Source organism: Pseudomonas frederiksbergensis, from assembly GCF_001952935.1.
GTDB classification, from domain to species: Bacteria; Pseudomonadota; Gammaproteobacteria; order Pseudomonadales; family Pseudomonadaceae; genus Aquipseudomonas; species Aquipseudomonas frederiksbergensis.
Genome location: NZ_CP018319.1, coordinates 1,758,499 through 1,775,478, shown reverse-complemented (window position 1 = coordinate 1,775,478; position 16,980 = coordinate 1,758,499). Strand labels below are relative to the sequence as shown.

General features: G+C 60.1%; 18 protein-coding genes. 9 read left to right on the top strand and 9 right to left on the bottom strand.

Annotation, left to right across the window (positions count from 1 at the left end; all coding sequences use genetic code 11):
* The first annotated feature begins 698 nt into the window (after nucleotides 1-698).
* Complete coding sequence (locus PFAS1_RS08365) at nucleotides 699-1,466, top strand: SDR family oxidoreductase (protein ID WP_076028843.1); 768 nt, start codon at nucleotides 699-701, stop codon at nucleotides 1,464-1,466.
* A 213-nt stretch (nucleotides 1,467-1,679) separates the two neighbouring features.
* Nucleotides 1,680-2,585, top strand: a complete 906-nt coding sequence (locus tag PFAS1_RS08360) for a cation diffusion facilitator family transporter (protein ID WP_076028842.1) — start codon at nucleotides 1,680-1,682, stop codon at nucleotides 2,583-2,585.
* A 36-nt stretch (nucleotides 2,586-2,621) separates the two neighbouring features.
* On the opposite strand, the gene PFAS1_RS08355 is transcribed toward PFAS1_RS08360, so the two are convergent.
* The 7 genes from PFAS1_RS08355 to PFAS1_RS08320 form a co-directional block, all read right to left on the bottom strand.
* Complete coding sequence (locus tag PFAS1_RS08355) at nucleotides 2,622-3,749, bottom strand: AGE family epimerase/isomerase (protein WP_076028841.1); 1,128 nt, start codon at nucleotides 3,747-3,749, stop codon at nucleotides 2,622-2,624.
* A 176-nt stretch (nucleotides 3,750-3,925) separates the two neighbouring features.
* The gene (locus PFAS1_RS08345) at nucleotides 3,926-4,498 is read right to left on the bottom strand and encodes a HupE/UreJ family protein (RefSeq protein ID WP_076028840.1); all 573 of its coding nucleotides are present in this window, start codon (nucleotides 4,496-4,498) and stop codon (nucleotides 3,926-3,928) included.
* Between the two features lie 35 nt (nucleotides 4,499-4,533).
* Complete coding sequence (gene ureG / locus PFAS1_RS08340; RefSeq protein WP_074873292.1) at nucleotides 4,534-5,148, bottom strand: urease accessory protein UreG; 615 nt, start codon at nucleotides 5,146-5,148, stop codon at nucleotides 4,534-4,536.
* Nucleotides 5,149-5,185: 37 nt separating this feature from the next.
* Nucleotides 5,186-5,860 carry an urease accessory protein UreF gene (locus PFAS1_RS08335; RefSeq protein WP_076028839.1) on the bottom strand — a complete coding sequence of 225 codons (675 nt, stop codon included), beginning with the start codon at nucleotides 5,858-5,860 and terminating at the stop codon, nucleotides 5,186-5,188.
* Nucleotides 5,857-6,357 carry an urease accessory protein UreE gene (gene ureE / locus PFAS1_RS08330; protein WP_076028838.1) on the bottom strand — a complete coding sequence of 167 codons (501 nt, stop codon included), beginning with the start codon at nucleotides 6,355-6,357 and terminating at the stop codon, nucleotides 5,857-5,859. Before ureE ends, PFAS1_RS08335 begins: the two co-directional genes overlap by 4 nt.
* Before the next feature lie 296 nt (nucleotides 6,358-6,653).
* Entirely contained in the window at nucleotides 6,654-7,286 is a 633-nt protein-coding gene (locus PFAS1_RS08325) for a TetR family transcriptional regulator (RefSeq protein ID WP_076028837.1), read from the bottom strand.
* Nucleotides 7,287-7,442: 156 nt separating this feature from the next.
* Nucleotides 7,443-7,829 carry a hypothetical protein gene (locus tag PFAS1_RS08320; RefSeq protein ID WP_076028836.1) on the bottom strand — a complete coding sequence of 129 codons (387 nt, stop codon included), beginning with the start codon at nucleotides 7,827-7,829 and terminating at the stop codon, nucleotides 7,443-7,445.
* Nucleotides 7,830-8,216: 387 nt separating this feature from the next.
* On the opposite strand from PFAS1_RS08320, the gene PFAS1_RS08315 reads away from it, so the two are divergent.
* Nucleotides 8,217-10,292, top strand: a complete 2,076-nt coding sequence (locus tag PFAS1_RS08315; RefSeq protein ID WP_076028835.1) for an AsmA family protein — start codon at nucleotides 8,217-8,219, stop codon at nucleotides 10,290-10,292.
* A 131-nt stretch (nucleotides 10,293-10,423) separates the two neighbouring features.
* On the opposite strand, the gene PFAS1_RS08310 is transcribed toward PFAS1_RS08315, so the two are convergent.
* Entirely contained in the window at nucleotides 10,424-11,347 is a 924-nt protein-coding gene (locus PFAS1_RS08310) for a LysR substrate-binding domain-containing protein (RefSeq protein ID WP_076028834.1), read from the bottom strand.
* Between the two features lie 123 nt (nucleotides 11,348-11,470).
* Here PFAS1_RS08310 and PFAS1_RS08305 point away from each other — a divergent pair, with 123 nt between their 5' ends.
* The 3 genes from PFAS1_RS08305 to PFAS1_RS08295 all read left to right on the top strand — a co-directional run bounded on the left by PFAS1_RS08305 (nucleotide 11,471) and on the right by PFAS1_RS08295 (nucleotide 13,416).
* Nucleotides 11,471-12,109 carry an FMN-dependent NADH-azoreductase gene (locus PFAS1_RS08305; RefSeq protein ID WP_076028833.1) on the top strand — a complete coding sequence of 213 codons (639 nt, stop codon included), beginning with the start codon at nucleotides 11,471-11,473 and terminating at the stop codon, nucleotides 12,107-12,109.
* Nucleotides 12,110-12,415 (top strand): DMT family transporter, encoded by a 306-nt coding sequence (locus tag PFAS1_RS08300; RefSeq protein WP_008157366.1) that lies wholly within the window; start codon nucleotides 12,110-12,112, stop codon nucleotides 12,413-12,415.
* A gap of 110 nt (nucleotides 12,416-12,525) precedes the next feature.
* The gene (locus PFAS1_RS08295) at nucleotides 12,526-13,416 is read left to right on the top strand and encodes an esterase/lipase family protein (RefSeq protein WP_076028832.1); all 891 of its coding nucleotides are present in this window, start codon (nucleotides 12,526-12,528) and stop codon (nucleotides 13,414-13,416) included.
* Between the two features lie 116 nt (nucleotides 13,417-13,532).
* Here the strand turns inward: PFAS1_RS08295 and PFAS1_RS08290 are convergent, their stop codons facing one another.
* Entirely contained in the window at nucleotides 13,533-14,408 is an 876-nt protein-coding gene (locus tag PFAS1_RS08290; RefSeq protein ID WP_076028831.1) for a DMT family transporter, read from the bottom strand.
* 96 nt (nucleotides 14,409-14,504) lie between these two features.
* On the opposite strand from PFAS1_RS08290, the gene PFAS1_RS08285 reads away from it, so the two are divergent.
* The 3 genes from PFAS1_RS08285 (at nucleotide 14,505) to PFAS1_RS08275 (ending at nucleotide 16,919) form a co-directional block, all read left to right on the top strand.
* A complete protein-coding gene (locus PFAS1_RS08285; RefSeq protein ID WP_198044960.1) occupies nucleotides 14,505-15,299 on the top strand; it encodes an AraC family transcriptional regulator in 795 nt (264 codons plus the stop codon).
* A gap of 64 nt (nucleotides 15,300-15,363) precedes the next feature.
* Entirely contained in the window at nucleotides 15,364-15,669 is a 306-nt protein-coding gene (locus tag PFAS1_RS08280; RefSeq protein WP_076028830.1) for a PsiF family protein, read from the top strand.
* 236 nt (nucleotides 15,670-15,905) lie between these two features.
* On the top strand, nucleotides 15,906-16,919 hold the full coding sequence (locus PFAS1_RS08275) for an AI-2E family transporter (protein ID WP_076028829.1): 1,014 nt from the start codon (nucleotides 15,906-15,908) through the stop codon (nucleotides 16,917-16,919).
* The last annotated feature ends 61 nt before the right edge of the window (nucleotides 16,920-16,980 follow it).

The window sequence follows — 16,980 nt, the reverse complement described above, 5'->3', positions numbered from 1 at the left end:
CGCGAGCAGGCTCACTCCCACAGGTGTCTCTGTGTGCTTTCCGGAAATTGTGGAAAACAATATTCACAAGCTCTCAAAGCGCGACATAAAGCCGCTGCAAATAGTTGTTTTGTCACGGTTTTGACTTGTCCCCGTTTGCTGTGGAACTGGCTGTGAATAACGTGGGAGTAGCTGGCTGAAAGCCTTTGAAACCGTGGCTTGCAGAGTTGTGGTTGTTTTTTGATCAGGGGTTTTTACGCGGCCTCGAACGGGCGTTGTCAACCTTTTTGTTGGTGATGAAAACGGACTGAAACCGGGCCAGGCTGCCTGTGGATAAGTCTGTGGTTAAACTCTGGAAAGACTTGGCTGAAGGCCGTAGTTACTGGCTTGGCGCCATCGTCGGTATGACCGGTCAATCGTGCAGAATGCCATGGGCTACACACCGCGCGTTCCAGGGTCAAGCAAAAAAATTTCCAATTTGCCCGCAAAGCCTTGTGCACAGCGGCTTACAGCTTTTCAACTTGCCCCCGGAAACTGTGGACCGGCCTGTGGATAAGGTGCGCGCACATGGTTGGAAGCCACGGCCGGTAAGGCGTGGCGACGTTTGATCGTTTTTTGTACAGCTTCTGCGGTAGTTGCCGCTGTGGGCAAGGCCGGGCATGCTGGCTGCTGATTTTCTATTCCAGTGGCTGCCGATCAGCCGAAGTAAGGAGAACACGATGTCCAACACCCTGTTTATCACCGGCGCGACCTCCGGTTTTGGTGAAGCCTGCGCCCGTCGTTTTGCCGAAGCCGGCTGGAAACTGGTGCTGACCGGCCGTCGTGAAGAGCGCCTCAATGCGTTGTGCGCCGAGCTGTCGAAGCAGACCGAGGTCCATGGCCTGGTGCTCGACGTGCGTGATCGCAGGGCCATGGAGGAGGCGATTGCCAACCTGCCGCCGTCCTTCGCCAAGCTGCGCGGGCTGATCAACAACGCTGGCCTGGCTCTGGGCGTGGACCCGGCGCCCAAGTGCGACCTCGACGATTGGGACACCATGGTCGACACCAACATCAAAGGCCTGATGTACAGCACTCGTCTGTTGTTGCCCCGCCTGATTGCTCACGGTCGCGGTGCCGGCATCGTCAACCTCGGCTCCATCGCCGGCAACTACCCGTACCCGGGCAGCCATGTGTATGGCGCGAGCAAGGCATTCGTCAAACAGTTCTCCCTGAACCTGCGCTGCGACCTGCAAGGTACGGGCGTGCGGGTCAGCAACATAGAGCCGGGCCTGTGCGAAAGCGAGTTTTCGCTGGTGCGTTTCGCCGGTGACCAGGAGCGCTACAACGCGACCTACGCCGGTGCCGAGCCGATCCAGCCGCAAGACATCGCCGACACCATTTTCTGGGTGCTCAATGCCCCGGCTCACATCAACATCAACAGCCTTGAGCTGATGCCGGTGAGCCAGACGTGGAGCGGGTTTGCGATTGAGCGCAATGCCAAGGCGTAAGACCGCATAACGGCCAATCGCGAGCAGGCTCACTCCCACAGGGAGCGCATTTCCAATGTGGGGGCAGGCTCACTCCCACAGGGAACGCATTTCCAGTGTGGGAGCGGGCTTGCTCGCGAAGAGGCCGGCACAGGCAAAACAACACATAAGCTAGACTCCTCGTCCAATAACCCCACCGCACCCCGCGGTTTCAAGGTTTTCAGAGGAGGTTATGTGAGTAACCGAGGTGAGCAGTCGCTGCTCAAACAATCGACCCTCCTGATGCTCGCCGTGGCGATTGCCGGGGTCGTCACCGGTTTTGTTTCGGGTGCCCAATCCATCCTGTTCGATGGCTTTTTTTCGTTGATCGCGACCTTTATCAAAGTCCTGATGCTGATCACCGCCAAGCTGATCGCCAAGGAAAGCAACCAGCGCTTCCAGTTCGGCTTCTGGCACCTGGAGCCGATGGTGCTGCTGATCGAAGGCAGCTTTCTGTTCTTGATTGCGATCTACGCCTTTCTCAACGGTGTGTTCGGCATCATCAATGGCGGACGCGAGATTGAACTTGGACTGGTGATCATCTACGCGGCGGTGTTTACCGTTGTCGAGTTCGCGTATTTCTTCTACATCCGCCACCGTAATCGGCGGCTCAAATCAACGCTGATCCAGTTCGACAACATCAGCTGGCTGGTGGACGCGATGCTATCGGTGGGCTTGCTGGTGAGTTTTCTCGCCGCGCTGCTGCTCAAGGCGCAGGGTTATGGCCAGTGGGCGGTGTACGTCGACCCGCTGATCCTGATTCTTTTGGCCCTGAGCATGCTTGCACCGGCCTTCAAAATCCTCGGCCCGGCCTTGCGCGACGTGCTGGGGATTGCGCCGGATCAACTGGACGACAAGGTGCGCCAGGTGATGGACGCGGCGAAACTTGAGCATGGCTTCGACGACTACGTTTCCTACGTGCAGAAGCACGGACGTGCCCGTTTTATCGAGATTCATGTGGTATTGCCGGTGGAGTATCCGCTGAAGAGCGTGGGACAGTTGGACAGCCTGCGGGAAGAGATTTCCACGAAGCTCGGCAAGCCGGATGCGGCGCGATGGCTGACCATCAGCTTTACCGGTGATCGAAAATGGATTGCGTGATCAGCCGGTGACCTCTTTGAGGTCCTTCGCGAGCAGTCAACCGAGATAGTCGACCAAGCCGCGATAACAAGTCGCCAAGTGATAAGGCGTGGTCGACGGCATGTCCTGACGGCTCACGTCACCGTTCTGATCCCTGCACTCATACCAGCCGCCCGAATGCAGAAAACGCTGCTGCAATGCCCGCAGCTGGCGCAGTACCGCGTCCTCGCTGTCGGGTCGCAAGGTCAGCGCCCGCAGGTATTCGGCTTGAGCCCAGATTCGTTGGGTGGCGTCTTTCGTAGGGCCACCCGGATCGAGCATCGCCCGAACAGCACCGGTTTGTGGATCGACGCCCCTTTGTTCAGTGAACGCGAACGCGCGTTCCAGTGACGTGTGCAGTGCCGAGCCGCGCAGCAACGGCGACGACTCCAGGAGGAAATACCATTCGAACTGATGCCCTGGTTCAAACCAGTTATCCACAGCCTCCAACGGCTGTTCCATCAACACACCATATTGCGGATCGATAAAGCGTTGCTGCAGGGCTGTGCATAACTCGATCAGCGCGCCTTGCACGGCAACGTCTTCGCGCACCGACAGCGTGGCGAGGAAGGCTTCAGCCAGGTGCATCAGGGGATTTTGCAGTGGGCCGGATTTTAGCGAGGACCAGTCACGGTCAAGGCTGGCTTCATACAGGCCGTCGCCCGTGGCAAAGCGCTGCGCGACCACTTCCAATGCGGCGTTGAGCACCGATTCCACCCGCGGCTCGCGGACTTTGTCCCAATAATGGGCGCAAGCGAACAGGATGAAGGCGTGGGTGTAGAGGTCTTTGCGCTGATCCAGCGGTGCGCCTTGCGGGTCGACGCTGTAGAACCAGCCGCCATGCTCGGCATCGTGGAAATGCTCCTGCAAGGAGCGGAACAGCGCTGCGGCGCGCTCTTCGGCGGCCGGTACCTGGCCGATCAGGCTGGAAAACAGATAGAGCTGACGCGCGCAAGCCATGGCCCGGTAGCGTTGGGGCTGCAAGGGTTGATGCTCGGCGTCCAGCGCTTCATAGGGCAGCGCCATGTCGGCATTCCAGCCGGGCCCTTGCCAGAGCGGCACGATCACGTCCAAAAAGTGCTGTTGCACCGAGGCAAACAGAGCGGTCAATTCAGGCTGGGAGGCGGAGCGGGAAACAGGCGGCATTGGCTGGCGTCGTCACGGCAGGGTTGATTGCGCGACATGTTATCAGAGTGAACGCATCGATCGTTCCCACGCTCTGCGTGGGAATGCAGCCCGGGACGCTCAGCGTCCCTTTCGAAGCGGACGCGGAGCGTCCAATTAGGCATTCCAACGCAGAGCGTGGGAACGATCGGTGGGCGTTAGCCTGCCAACAACCACGCGCCAGTCGCCGCCGAGGCCGCTCCCGCCAACCGAACCAGCGGCGCCGCCGCTTGCGGCAACACCCGCACTACGGCGTAACCCAAACCATGCAAGGCAGCCGTCGCCGCTACAAAACCCGCCGCGTACGCCCAAGGGCTCGACATCTGCGGCAACTCCAGTCCGTGCGCCACTCCATGGAACAGCGCGAACAAAGCGGTTGCCGCAACGGCGAGGCTCAACGGCGGACGCACGGCCAAAGCCACCGCCAGACCCAGCGCCAGTACCGACGCCGCAATCCCGCTCTCCAGTGCTGGCAAGTTCAGCCCTTCAAACCCCAGCAACCCGCCGATCAGCATGATGCCGACGAACGTGCATGGCAGCGCCCAGCGTGCAGCGCCCTTCTGTTGGGCCGCCCACAAACCGACTGCAAGCATCGCCAACAAGTGGTCGAGGCCGCCGATCGGGTGACTGATACCGGCGATCAAACCGTTATCGTCATGCCCCGGGTGGGCGAAGGCGATAGTCGGGGCCAGCAGCAGGGCCATGGCGCCCAGAATGCGTTTAAGTGTCATGGATAAGCTTCCTTGTTGATAAAAGTTGATCGTGTTCACGCCGCTATCAGCAGGCCCTGGCGTTCGATGAAGGCGATGATCTCTTCCAGGCCCAGACCGGTTTTCTGGTTGCTGAAAACGAACGGTTTGCCGTTGCGCATGCGTTTGGTATCGCTGTCCATCAACTCCAGCGACGCACCCACCAATGGCGCGAGGTCGATTTTGTTGATCACCAGCAGATCCGATTTGCAGATCCCCGGCCCACCCTTGCGCGGCAGCTTGTCGCCGGCCGAGACGTCGATCACGTAGATGGTCAGGTCGGACAGTTCCGGGCTGAAGGTGGCGGACAGGTTGTCACCACCGGACTCCACAAGGATCAGGTCCAGCCCCGGAAAGCGACGGTTCAGTTGGTCCACGGCTTCAAGGTTGATCGAAGCGTCCTCGCGAATCGCCGTGTGCGGGCAACCGCCGGTTTCCACGCCGATGATTCGCTCCGGCGCCAGGGCTTCGTTGCGCACCAGGAAGTCGGCGTCTTCGCGGGTGTAGATGTCGTTGGTGACCACCGCCAGGTTGTAGCGGTCGCGCAGCGCCAGGCACAGGGCCAACGTCAAAGCGGTTTTGCCGGAACCGACCGGGCCGCCGATGCCGACGCGCAGAGGTTGTGTGTTCATGTGTTTCTCCAAAATAACAGGGCCAAAATAACAGGCCCTAGGACCGGAATAGACGGCTGTATTGGCGCTCATGGGCCATGCACGCCAGGGACAGGCCGAAAGCGGCGCTGCCATAGTGTTCGGGGTTGATGCGGGTGGCGTTCTGTTGGGCTTGTTGCAGCAGCGGTAGCAGTTCGCTGGTCAGGCGTTGCGCGGCTTGCTGACCCAGCGGCAGGGTTTTCATCAGCACCGCCAATTGGTTTTCCAGCCAGCTCCAGAGCCATGCGGCCAAGGCATCTTGCGGGCTGATATTCCAGGCGCGAGCGGCCAGTGCCCAGCCGAGGGCCAGGTGCGGCTCGGGATGTTGTTCGAGAAAAGCACGGGCGGGCGCATCGAGTTCTGGCAAACCGTTGAGCAGTTGCTGCAACGAATAACCCATCTGCCGACTTTCCTGATGCAGCTCGCGGGTTTCCCGACTGGCGCGATGTTCTTCGCAGCGTTGCAGCAGTTCACCCCAGTTTTCTTCTGCTGCGGCCACGCAATGGGCGAGCAGCAACGGCGCTTCGAAACGCGCCAGGTTCAGCAGTAACTGATCGCTGATCCAGCGACGTGCGCTGTCAGGATCATTCACTCGGCCGTTATCCACCGCCATTTCCAGACCTTGGGAATAGCTGTAACCGCCAATCGGCAACTGCGGACTGGCCAGGCGCAACAACGCCCAGGCTGGGTTCATAGCCGCACGCCGAACTGATGCAATTTCGGCGGGTAGTTGAAGTCTTCATCGCCGTGACGGGAATGGTGGTGGCCGCCGCCATAAGCACCGTGTTCCGGCTGGAACGGCGCTTCGATGTTCTCGACCTTGGCATCAAGCTGTTCAAGCATGGCCTTGAGCACATAGTCGTCGAGTAGGCGCAACCAGCCGTCACCGACTTGCAGGGCGACATGGCGATTACCGAGGTGATAGGCGGCGCGAGTCAGTTCGAAAGCATTGGCGCAGGTGACGTGCAGCAGCTGTTCGGCTCGGGCGCAGACGCGCACGATGCGTCCGTCTTCGGCTTGCAGGCACTCGCCGTCATACAGCGGCGGCTGACCGCGCTCCAAAAACAGCCCGACGTCTTCACCCTCGGCACTGAAACAGCGCAAACGGCTTTTGCTCCGGGCTTCGAAGTTCAGGTGCAACTCGGCGGCCCAGACGGGTTGAGGGTCGATTCTGCGATGAATCACCAGCATCGGAAGGCTTCCAGCAATGGACAATGCTTAGGCTAGAGCAAGGGGCTTGCCAATCGGGTGATGCGTAGGAAATGCCTGTCGGAATGGAGGAGATGATTCAGGAAGTGGCGGGCTTTGGCTGGGATTGGTGCGTGCGGGGAGGGTTGTGCGCAAAGTTGGTGCGTGTGCGGTGCTCCAGATCGTTCCCACGCTCTGCGGGGGATTGCCTCAATGGACGCGTCCGCTGTTGGGACGCAGAGCGTCCTGGGCTGCATTCCCACGCAGAGCGTGGGAACGATCATTAGTGATAAAGGGGGTTATTCGGTGCTGCCCAGGCCTTGCCAGTGTTTGAGGCCGATAAAGATAAAGCGCAACTGCTGGGTGATTTTTGCCTGCGGGGTCAGATGTTCGGGTAGCGCCTCGGCAGGCGGATCAATGATGTCCGGCAAGGTCGCGAACACGCTTTTGACAATCAGGTCAGCCATGACGCTCAGGCCGGCGAGGTCCAGGTGTTGCAGCTTCGGCATCAAGGACAAGTCGGCCGCCAGGTCCGAGCTGATGTCTTCACGCAATCGGCCAATCGCCTGGCGCACGGGCAGCGAACCGCCGTACTGCTCGCGAGCGAGAAACAGGAACTGCGAGCGATTGGCCGTGACCACGTCGAGAAAGATCCGCACCGAGGCGTCGATGATGCCGCCCATGACGAACTCGTTGTGGCGCACCAGGCGAATGGTTTCGCGGAAGGTCTGGCCGACTTCACTTACCAGCACCAGGCCCAATTCATCCATGTCGGCAAAATGCCGGTAGAAACCGGTGGGCACGATGCCGGCGGTTCTGGCGACTTCGCGCAGGCTCAGGCTGCCGAATCCTCGGCCGCATTCCATCAAGTGGCGGGCAGCGTCCATCAGGGCGTTGCGGGTCTGTTGTTTCTGTTCGGCGCGGGGCAGCATCGCAAGGGTGTTTTCTGGATAAGACAGCGGCGCACTCTAGCAAATCGGCTTTGCCGGCGTCGAATGACTATCAGGGAATCAAGCGGGGAAGTGAGGCCTCTATAACGTCAAAAGCCCAATCCGGAGATTGGGCTTTTTTTCAGGGCCGCCATGGGCTCAGCTCAAGGCGCTGTTGCGTTCGATGACACGGTCACCACCACCTTCGGCCAGGGTTTGACCTTGTGGAGTGCGGTCGGAACCGTCAGCCGCCAGGGTTTGACCTTGTGGAGTGCGATCGGAACCGTCAGCAGCGAGGGTTTGACCCTGTGGAGTGCGATCGGAACCATCAGCAGCGAGGGTTTGGCCTTGTGGAGTGCGGTCCGAGCCATCCTGGGTGATCAGGCCTTTTTCTTTCAGGCGATCATTGCCACCTTCGGCAACGGTTTGGCTGAACGCCGAGTGGGTGGATTTCACTTGAGGGGTTGCTTGGTCAGCCGCTGGCAGGGCGAAAGCAGTGCTGGCCAGCATTGAGAGGGTAAGGCTAAGCAGTAATTGGCGTTTCATGATCGGGTGCTCCGTAGGAGGGCGGTAAAGTGGGTACGAGGGCAATGCTACTCTCGATAAGTCGATACAAAAGTTCATAAACGCAATGGTAATAATCAACGGAATTGATTGTTCCGTGAGACAGCTCTAAATCGGGCGTTTCCGGCGGATGTTTTTGCGCTGGGATGGGTATTTTCCACTCACTTGCGCATTGCAAAAGTGCGGGGCCGGTAACGCTGGACTCGGGGCGCATCCTCTCGCCGACCGATTATTTGAACGTTAAGCAGAATTTCGGTTAAACCTGCGCACCATTTCCAAGTCCTAAACTCAATGGCAGGCTGGTTCTGGCCTAACGTTTCAAACATGCGTCGCGGTCCGGGCGCTCAGTCGTATCAGGAGCCCTGTGCAATGACGCGCACTCGTAAAGTATTTACCTGGACCCTCGCCAGCCTTGTTGTCCTGCTGGCTGCATTGGTTGTGATCATCGCGTTCTTCGATTGGAACCGGATCAAACCATCACTTAACGCCAAGGTTTCCGAAGAGCTGCACCGCCCGTTCTCCATCAACGGCAACCTGGCGGTGATCTGGCAGCGTGAGCCCGACGAGGGCGGCTGGCGCGCCTGGGTGCCGTGGCCGCATGTCGTGGCGCAAGACTTGAGCCTGGGCAACCCGGACTGGTCGAAGAAACCGCAGATGGTCACCCTCAAACGCGTCGAGCTGCGCATTTCGCCCCTGGCCTTGCTGGCGCAGCGCCTGGTCATTCCGCGCATTGACCTGACCGAACCGAATGCCGAGCTCCAGCGCCTGGCCGACGGTCGTGCTAACTGGACCTTCAAGTTCGACCCCAAGGACCCGAACGCCGAGCCTTCAAACTGGGTGGTGGACATCGGTGCGATCGGTTTCGACAAAGGCCATGTCATCCTCGACGACCAGAACCTCAAGACTCAGCTCGACTTGATCATCGACCCGCTGGGTAAACCGATTCCGTTCAGTGACATCGTCGGTGACAAAGCCGCGAAAACCGCCGCGGAAAAGGGCGCCGCGCCGCAGGATTACGCGTTCGCGCTGAAGGTCAAAGGTCAGTACCACGGCCAGACACTCGCGGGCGAAGGCAAGGTCGGCGGCTTGCTGGCGTTGCAGGATGCGTCCAGACCGCTCCCGCTTCAGGCACAGGTGAAAATCGCTGACACCCGCGTGGAATTGGCGGGCACCCTCACCGATCCACTGAACCTCGGCGCCCTGGATTTGCGCCTGAAACTGGCCGGCACCAGCCTGGGCAATCTCTACCCGCTGACCGGCGTAACCCTGCCGGACACACCGCCGTATGAGACTGACGGGCACTTGATCGCCAAGTTGCAGGAAGCGGGCGGTGCAGTGTTCCGTTACGAAGAATTCAACGGCAAGATCGGTCAGAGCGATATCCATGGCAGCCTGGTGTATGTCGCCAGTCAGCCGCGCCCGAAACTGAGTGGATCGCTGGTTTCCAACCAATTGCTGTTTGCCGACCTCGCCCCGCTGATCGGTGCCGATTCCAACGCCGAACAAAAGGCCCGTGGCGGCGAAAGTAAGCAGCCGGCCGACAAGGTGTTGCCGGTCGAAGAGTTCAAAACCGAGCGTTGGCGGGTTATGGACGCGGACGTCGAGTTCACCGGCAAGCGCATCGTCCACAGCGAAAAACTGCCGTTCAACGATCTCTACACTCACCTGATACTCACTGACGGCGTGCTCAGCCTGGAACCCCTGCGCTTCGGGGTGGCTGGCGGCAACCTGGACGCTCAGATTCGCCTCAATGGCCGAACCGAACCGTTGGAAGGTCGCGCCAAACTCACCGCACGCAAGTTCAAACTCAAGCAGTTGTTTCCGACCTTTGAGCTGATGAAAACCAGTTTCGGCGAGCTCAACGGTGACGCCGACATCACCGGTCGTGGCAACTCGGTGGCCAAACTGCTGGGCACTGCCAATGGCAATCTGAAGTTGCTGATTAACGATGGGGCCATCAGCCGTGAGTTGATGGAGCTGGCCGGGTTGAACGTCGGCAACTATGTGGTCGGCAAGATCTTTGGCGACAAGGAAGTGAAGATCAACTGCGCTGCCGCCGACTTCGACATCCAGGCGGGTCTGGCGACTACGCGCCTGTTCGTCTTCGATACCGAAAACGCGATCGTCTACATTGATGGCACCGCCAACATGGCGACTGAGCAACTGGACCTGACCATCACCCCGGAATCCAAGGGCTGGCGCGTGATTTCGCTGCGTTCGCCGCTGTATGTGCGGGGTAAGTTCATCAAGCCTGATGCCGGTGTGAAGGCTGTACCGCTGATGTTGCGAGGGGCGGGAATGGTGGCGCTGGGTGTGCTTGCCGCGCCGGCGGCGGGCTTGCTGGCGCTGATAGCGCCGAGCGCTGGCGAACCGAATCAGTGCGCGCCGTTGCTGGAACAGATGAAGGCCGGCAAGGCGCCGGTCACCGTCAAACCCACCCGGTAGTCACAGATCGTTGGAGATCGTTCCCACGCTCTGCTTGGGAATGCCTCTACGGACGCTCCGCGTCCGCTCTTGGGACGCAGAGCGTCCCGGGCTGCATTCCCACGCAGAGCGTGGGAACGATCAGTCAACGATCAGTCAGTTGCCGAAAGCTGCGACCTTGGCAATAACCCTGACAACGCTGCTTCTTCCTGCAACCACGCAAAAAATGCCCGCACCGGCGGATGCCGTTCGCGCCCCGGCACGCACAGTGCAGCGTAACCGGCGCCATCGACCTGAACTTCACCCTTGTAAGCCACCAGCAAACCATTGGCCACACTCTCGGACACCAGAATATTGCTCGCCAGCACCAGGCCTTGCCCGGCAATTGCCGCTTGCAGGGCGTAGTGCTCTTCGTCGTATTCGCGAACCGCAGGTTGCCCGGCAAGCCAGTTTTCGCCGGATTGTGCGCACCAGGCCTCCCAGCCGTGGGCGTACAGTTTGGAGTTGTGCCAGCGCACGCTGATCAGCGTCGGCGCCCGGCTGGTGGCCAGGGCGACTTGCTCCGGCGAGCCATAGACGCCGAAGGATTCGTCGAACAGGCACAGGCCATAAAGGTTCGGGTAGTCATCGAGGCTGTAGCGCACCACCAGATCGACACTGGCGTCTTGATGCAAATCGATGACTTCGCAATGGGTATCGAGCCGCAGGCTGATGTTCGGATGCCGGGTGTAGAACCGGCCCAGTCGTGGCACCAGCCACAACGCGGCGAAAGCGGCGGTGGTGGAGATTGTCAGGCTCGCGCCGCTGCGTTGCGGGCGCAAGGTGTCGACACTTTGTGCCACTTCCAGCAAGGCACCGTGCAAGCTGCGGAACAGCCGTTCACCGCAGTCCGTCAGGCGCACTTGCCGTGGCAGTCGCTCGAACAGCGGCACGCCGAGCCAGGTCTCCAGCGAACGGATCTGATGGGAAACCGCCGTCGGCGTCACCGCGAGTTCTTCGGCGGCCGCCTTGAAGCTCAGCAGGCGCGAGGCGGATTCAAAGGCGCGCAAGGCGGTCAGCGGCAGCGAGGCAAACATTTGAAAACTCCATGGATGAAATAAATTCATCCAGACTGATTTTTTCTCATTTGAAGAAGGACTGCGAGGCGCTTCAAGCTGCAAGCCGCCAGCAGTTTTAGTTTAATTCTTCAGGAGATATAGATGAGCACAATTCTTGCCATACATGCCAGCCCCCGTGGCGAGCGTTCTCACTCCCGGCGCTTGGCCGAGGTGTTCCTTTCAGCCTGGCAGGCGGCCAATCCGCAGTCGCACCTGACCCGCCGCGAAGTCGGTCGGGCGTTGATTCCGCCGGTCAACGAGGCGTTTGTGGCCGCCGCGTTTTACCCCGAGCCCGATGCGCGGCCGCTGTCGATGCAGGCCGACCTGGCGTTAAGCGATGAACTGGTGGGCGAGTTGCTCGGTCACGATTTGCTGGTGATTTCCACGCCGATGTACAACTTCAGCGTGCCCAGCGGCCTCAAGGCCTGGATCGATCAGATTGTGCGGCTGGGGCTGACCTTCAATCACACCCTGGACAATGGCATCGCTCAATACGAGCCGCTGGTGCAGGGCAAAAAGGCGTTGATCGTCACCAGTCGCGGCGGGTTCGGTTTCGGGCCCGGTGGGGAACTTGAGGCGATGAACCATGCCGATCCGTTGTTGCGAACGGCGTTGGGGTTCATCGGCATCACCGACATCACGGTCGTGGCCGCCGAAGGCGAAGAGTCCGAGGCGCGCACTTTCCAGATCTCCGCCGCCGAGGCCGAGCAGCGCTTGCTGGCGCTGGCCAGGGAGTTCTAGATGGCCTGGCTGTTTTTGCTGATCGCCGCCGGTTTCGAAGTCACCTTTGCCATGGGCATGAAGTACGCCGAGGGCTTCACCCGGCTCTGGCCGTCGATGATTACCGTGGTGGCTGCGGTGGGCGGGATCTACTTCCTGACCCTGGCCATGCGCGAGTTGCCGGTGAGTATCGCTTACCCGATCTGGACCGCCATCGGCTCACTGGGCACGGTGTTTCTCGGGTTTGCGTTGCTCGGTGAAAGCCTGACGGCGGTCAAACTGGTGTCGGTCGGATTGATCGTGGCGGGGGTGGTGGGGCTCAAGTAGGGCGGGATGTCATAGACTGGTCGTCGAGTTGTCATCTTCGATACCGATGCTTGGCTGATGTCTTGCATTCAAGCCTTGCTTCACCTCACCGATCACAAGGACGTTCGCCCATGTCGCAAGGTTCCGCCACGCGTTATCCGTTGGTGCTGGTCCCGGGAATGCTCGGGTTTATCCGTCTGCTGATCTATCCGTATTGGTACGGGATTATTTCTGCGCTGCGCCGGGGTGGAGCGACGGTGTTTGCGGTACAGGTTTCTCCGCTCAACTCCAGCGAGGTGCGTGGCGAGCAGCTGCTGGCGCGGATCGAGGAAATCCTGCGAGAAACCGGGGCCGAGAAAGTCAACCTGATCGGCCATAGCCAGGGCTCGCTCACCGCCCGCTACGCCGCTGCCAAGCGCCCGGATCGGGTGGCGTCGGTGACGTCGGTGGCCGGGCCCAATCACGGTTCGGAACTGGCGGATTACCTGCACAAACACTATCCGGGAGACAGCGCCAAGGGGCGTTTGCTCAGCGTTTTGCTGCGCTGGATCAGTGCGCTGATGTGCCTGCTGGAAACCGGGTATCGCGGACCGAAATTGCCAGTGGATATCCCCGCCTCCCATCATTCACTGACGACCGAAGGGGTGGCGCTGTTCAACCAGCGTTATCCACAGGGCTTGCCTGAAACCTGGGGCGGGCATGGGCCGGAAGAGGTCAACGGCGTGCGGTATTACTCCTGGTCCGGGACCTTGCAGCCGGGCAAGACCGATGGCGGGCGAAACCGGTTTGATGGGACTAACCGCAGTTGTCGGTTGTTTGCCAGGACCTTCGTTCGAGAGGTCGGGCATTGCGACGGGATGGTCGGGCGTTACAGCTCCCACCTGGGGACGGTGATTGGCGATGAGTACCCGATGGATCACTTCGATATCGTCAATCAGTCGTTGGGTTTGGTGGGCAAAGGGGCGGAGCCGGTGCGGTTGTTTGTCGAGCATGCGGCGCGGCTGAAAGCGGCCGGGGTTTAGCCTCTTGTGGTGAGGGAGCTTGTCGGATCGCCGCACCGTCCCGTTGGGCTGCGAAGCGGCCCCGAATTGCGACCGCTTCGCGCTCGAGCGGGAGCAAGCTCCCTCGCCACAAAGGATTAGGCGCGGCCAAGAACCGTGGTCCAACGCTCCGAAAGAATCACCCCGCCCAACGTCAACATCCCGCCCACCAGGTGATACATCGCCAACTGCTCATGCAGCACCACCGCCGCAATCAGCGCAGTAATCAACGGCAGCAGATTGAAAAACAGCGTGGTCCGGCTCGGCCCCAGGCGGATCACGGCCTGCATCCACGCCAATGGCGCAACCATCGAGGCCAGCAGGCAGGCGTAAAGCACCAGCGGAATATTCTGCAAGGTCGGGCCAATCTTAGGCGAGGCGACAAACAGCGGAAACAACACCACCACCGCCACCCATACCTGCAAGTACAGCAACACCAGCGGCGGCAAACGCAGCTGCCACTTTTTCAGCAGCGTGCTGTAGATCGCGTAGGCCAGGGTGGCGATCAGCATCATCGCATCACCCAGGTTCACCCCGTGTTCGAGCAGCGCACCAAGGCTGCCGGACGAGACGACCACCAAAACCCCTGCGAGCGACAGCAGCGCGCCGACCAGTGCGCCAATGGTCAGGCGCTGGCCGAGGCTGATGATCGCCATGGCCAGCGACATCAGTGGCATCAGCGACAGGATGATGCCCATGTTGGTGGCCGAGGTCAGGCTCGCCGCGAAGTACGCCAGGCTTTGGTAAACCGCCATGCCGAGCACGCCGAGGACAAAGATCTTGCCCAGGTTCGGGCGGATCGCTGGCCAATGGGCGATCACCGGTTTGAGCATGAAGGGAGTGAACAGCAGTCCGGCAAGCAGCCAGCGGTAAAAGCCGATCTCGGCGGGGAAAATCGCCCCGGCCGACATCTTGGTGATCACGGTGTTGCCGGCCCAAATGAAAATGGCCAGCAGGGGATAAGCGTATTGCATCAGAGAAAACCAGAACGTTAATGAGGGGTGATTATCGCCTGTCTGGATACAAGCCTATACTTCGATCCAGACAACCTGCCCCCGATGACGGACAGCATGACCAGTAAACACATCGATCTGCTCGACTTCAGCGAACTGCCTGCCCCGGTGTACTTCCGTTATGCCGACTTTGATGCGCATCGTTATGCCTCAGCGCACCGTCATCCATGGGGCACGCTGGAGTATTCGGCCCACGGCGTATTACACATGGAAATCGCTGGCAGCCGCTTTATGTCACCGCCGCAATACGCGGTGTGGGTGCCGCCGCAGACCGAACACAGCTTCTATAGCCATCAGCCGATCAACTATCGCGCGGTCTGCCTGGCTCCGCCGATGTGCCAGGACCTGCCGCAACAGGCCTGCACCCTGGCCATCAGCGACATTCTTAAAGCGATCCTCAAAGACTTCGCCAGCCGCGATGTGAAGATTCCTCAGCACGACGCGGACCAACGTCTGGCCCAAGTGTTGGTGGACCAACTGCAGCAGGCGCCGGTGCAGGAGTGTTATTTGCCTTACGCCAGCAGCCCTGGCTTGTTCGGGATACTCGAAGCCTTGCAGGCCGAGCCCGGTGATAACCGACCTTTGGCGGAGTGGGCCGCGCAGATCCATGTCAGCGAACGCACCCTGGCGCGGCGGTTCGTGGGTGAGTTGGGCATGAGTTTTGGCGAGTGGCGGCAGCGGCTGCGGTTTCTGGCGGCGATCGAAGCGCTGGACAGTCATCGCAGCGTCCAGGAGATCGCCTTCGACATGGGCTACAGCACTGGCTCTGCGTTTATCGCGATGTTTCAACGCCAGGCGCAGTGCACGCCGGAACAGTATCGACGCAGTCACCTTGAGGCCAGGAAGGTGTAACAGGTGTTGTCTACACTCCTGAGCGAGGCCGTGCTCGTCGGCGCGGCAACAAGGAGAAAACTCCATGAAGATGTTGCGTGTCCCTTTGTTGATGATCGGTCTGCTGTTCTGCGCCCAGGGCTTTGCCGCCACCGAGCAACAGAACAAGATGACCACCTGCAATGCTGACGCTACCGCGAAAAGCCTCAAGGGAGACGAACGCAAAGCTTTCATGAGCAATTGCCTCAAGGCGGCGCCGGCCGCCAATGACGCAAAAACCCTTACCCCTCAGCAAGAGAAGATGAAAACCTGTAATGCCGATGCGGCGACCAAAGCTCTAAAGGGTGATGAGCGCAAGGCCTTCATGAGTGATTGCCTGAAGAAGAAATAAACATTGGGTCGGGATATGTGGCGGCTGTGAGGGCCTCTTCGCGAGCAAGCCCGCTCCCACAATGGATCTGTGTTCGCAGGACAAATGTGGGAGCGGGCTTGCTCGCGAAGGGGCCGGCAAGGGCACTGCAAAAAGCCGCCCCCGCCCCCACTAAGGTCGACCTACACAATCCCTAGTGCTTGCACCGGAACGCTGGCAGACTGCCAATCCTTTTACGCCGTTCGTTTTGAGGCTGTATGCCAACGTTTTCTCAACGCCAAGTCTTGCAACTCATCAGTTGGGTCATCATTTTCGGCGGTTTGTTGCTGGTGATCCCGCTGCGATTACTGCCGAGTTTGCTGGCCGGCCTGTTGGTGTTCGAACTGGTCAACATGCTCACCCCGCAATTGCAGCGGCTGATCGAAGGTCGGCGTGCGCGCTGGCTGGCGGTGGCGCTGTTGGGGACGCTAGTGGTCAGTGTGTTGACGCTGATCTTTGCCGGTGCCTTCAGCTTTCTGCTGCATGAAGCGGAAAACCCCGGCGCTTCTCTCGACAAATTCATGGGTGTGGTTGATCGGGCACGCGGGCAACTGCCGCCGTTCATCGACGCCTATCTGCCCGCCAGCGCCGCCGAGTTCCGCGTGGCGATCGGCGAGTGGATCAGCAAGCATCTAAGCGACTTGCAATTGGTGGGCAAGGACGCGGCGCACATGTTTGTGACGCTGCTGATCGGCATGGTGCTGGGGGCGATCATTGCCTTGCAGCGCGTGCCGGACGTGACCAAACGCAAACCATTGGCCGCCGCGCTGTTCGACCGCTTGCACCTGCTGGTCCAGGCGTTTCGCAACATCGTGTTCGCCCAAATCAAGATTTCCCTGCTCAACACCTTCTTCACCGGGATTTTCCTGGCGGTGGTCCTGCCGATGTTCGGGATCAAGCTGCCACTGACCAAAACCCTGATCGTGCTGACGTTCCTGCTCGGCCTGCTGCCGGTGATCGGCAACCTGATGTCGAACACCCTGATCACCATCGTCGGTCTGTCGCTGTCGATCTGGGTGGCCGTGGCGGCGTTGGGGTACCTGATTGTTATCCACAAGCTCGAATACTTTCTCAACGCGCGCATCGTTGGCGGGCAGATCAGTGCCAAGTCGTGGGAGTTGCTGCTGGCGATGCTGGTGTTCGAGGCCGCGTTCGGCCTGCCGGGGGTGGTGGCAGGGCCGATTTACTACGCGTACCTGAAGAGTGAGTTGAAGCAGGTGGGGATGGTTTGATCCAACAGATGCAGCGCCTGGTAGGGCCCCTTCGCGAGCAAGCCCGCTCCCACAATTGACC